We start from the raw sequence: 2,183 nt of genomic DNA on the forward strand, positions 1-2,183 counted from the left end.
GCCGGATCACGAAGCGTGAGCGTGCGCACCAAACGCTTCACCTGGTCGATGTTGTCGAACGCAAACGGCTGAAGGATTTTCGTGTTCGATCCTTTCATGCCAAAGAGAATCTGTGTCCCGTTCACCGTCGCCGATTCCGTGGGATTCGCGAACCACACGCTCATCGGACCGAAGCCGAGCGCGTGCTGAAAGATGGCTTCCGGCAAGTCCGGGTAGTAACGCGGATACCGCGTGTTCTGGTACTGCGGATGCTCGCGCAAAAAGTCGTGAATGCGATGCAGAAAATACTGCTTGGCGGCTTCATCGCCAATCAGCGCACGGTACTTGCGGTGCAGGTACTGCGAGTCCACATCGTCCTTTCCGCCAACCTCTTCGCCGAGATACTGCTGAAACGCCTCGATTACCCGATCAAACGGCACTTCTCCGAATTCTTTCGCGCGCGATTGTTGCACCTCTGCAACAAACCGGTCGGCCCGAAAGGGTGCGCTTGGCAGAAGTTCATGCACGGACACTTGGAGCCACCTCCGTCGTTGCAGATGCTGTCACAGCCGATTGAGCCAAGGTCTCGACAGCCTTTCGGAACGTCTTCTCGCCAAGGAACACCTTCATCGGCTCAGGCGATTGTTCCGCATAGATGTCGATCGACGGGTAGTACGGAATGGATGCAAGTTGCATCATCCCCACCGACTTTGCCAGACCGCCCTTGCCATGAACCTGACTGCCGACGAGCATCAGGTCGCTTGGTTCCACACCTAAGGGCCGGAGAATGTAATCCATCTGCCGCAAGAGTTGCCGTTGTGTCGCCACAAGGTCATTGGAGATGACGTAGCGATGCGTGGCCGCTTGGAGACCTTCAAGCGCCAGCGCCGTGTTGAGTGCGCTCCCCACATCGAGCACCAACACCTCAAACTGTGACCGTGCCACGTGGAGCAGGTGTCGGACGTGCTCGGGCATCACCGCCAACGCGCGCGTCTGATTTTGCAGGCCCGGTAGATACTTCACACGAAGCACCGACTCCATCGCGGCCTGCAGGGTCTCCGGGTCGAGCTTTTGCTGCGCGAGATACGACAGCATGTCGTCCATGTGGTGTTCAGCGCCTGGCACCATGGCCGTGCCCGGATCATAGGCGTTGAGGCCCAAGACCCCGACGGACTTGCCGTGCTGTGCGGCCAAGACGTGCGCGACGGCGAGTGCAATCGTCGTCGTGCCAAGTCGCGGATACACACCCCAAAACGCGAGAATGGGCGTCGACGAGTTCTGCCCCACTTCTTCGTCCAAGTACGAAGCGAGGCGTGTTGGATACACGAGTCGAATCTGGTGCGCAGCGGCAAACGCAGTGAGCGCGGACGTGAACTCGTCCACGACGTAGGTGATGGACGCATCGGGAAATTGCTCTCGAACCTCGTACAACTCAGTCTCCGGCACATGCTTCGCGTCCAAAAGGAGCGCATCGACCTGGCGTATCTCTAGCCCGCGCCAATCCTCCACACTCTCCATGCGGCCGGTCATTTCGTTTTGCAACGATTCACGTAGTCCAATCGCGATCACTTCGCCCCACCTCCCGTCCGATTGTCATCCGACACGCCTACGATGAGCAGCTGATACTTCTGCTGGATCAAACTCGCCAGGGCCTGCGCTTCGGCGGAGGTCATCTTGACATCGACGCTCGCCGGGACACCACTGCCATTGCCCCGCGCGCCCACCGATTGCGGAACTCCCGTCTGTTGCGACGTCACTTCCGCGTTGTTGTCGGTGTGGACGCTAAGCACCAGGAGATGTTTGAATTCGGAGGACTCGCTGGTCGTTGTGAAGGTCCCCACATTGTTACTTCCCGCCTGCGGCTCTGCGATGGGAATCAAGTCAACGTAATCCCCTTGACGAAGTGTTTGAGAAACAGACTCGATCCACGTCGAGGGAATGGGTACATCTTCCGTGCCAGGCGTGATGGTGAAAGGATCTGGTTCCGTATCAACCGCGGTCAACACCTGATTCTGGTCGACCGGTTGTGCAGTGTACGCGCCAATGACCCCTTCTTCGTTCGTAATCGCGTCGGGACTCACCTCGCTTTTCGGTACGCGGATGCGCTCCACATCCGCCGCTTGGATGGGGGTATCCGCAGGCAACTGCGTGCGCGCGACGTACACCCATTCGTTCGTCAACATGGGTGCGACAAACTGGTTGTA

Annotated in this window: 2 protein-coding genes and 1 pseudogene; all 3 read right to left on the reverse strand. The window is 58.5% G+C overall.

Annotation, left to right across the window (positions count from 1 at the left end):
- Nucleotides 1-512: pseudogene (locus C7445_RS14285) on the reverse strand (ATPase, T2SS/T4P/T4SS family); the annotation flags it as partial.
- On the reverse strand, nt 499-1,548 hold the full coding sequence (locus tag C7445_RS14290; RefSeq protein ID WP_134161381.1) for a CpaE/TadZ family protein: 1,050 nt from the start codon (nt 1,546-1,548) through the stop codon (nt 499-501). The gene C7445_RS14290 and the pseudogene C7445_RS14285, both read right to left, overlap by 14 nt.
- The coding region (locus C7445_RS14295; protein ID WP_134161383.1) for an SAF domain-containing protein at nt 1,545-2,183 on the reverse strand (639 nt) is incomplete at its 5' end. The genes C7445_RS14290 and C7445_RS14295, both read right to left, overlap by 4 nt.

The organism is Alicyclobacillus sacchari, from assembly GCF_004366795.1.
Taxonomy (GTDB): Bacteria; Bacillota; Bacilli; order Alicyclobacillales; family Alicyclobacillaceae; genus Alicyclobacillus; species Alicyclobacillus sacchari.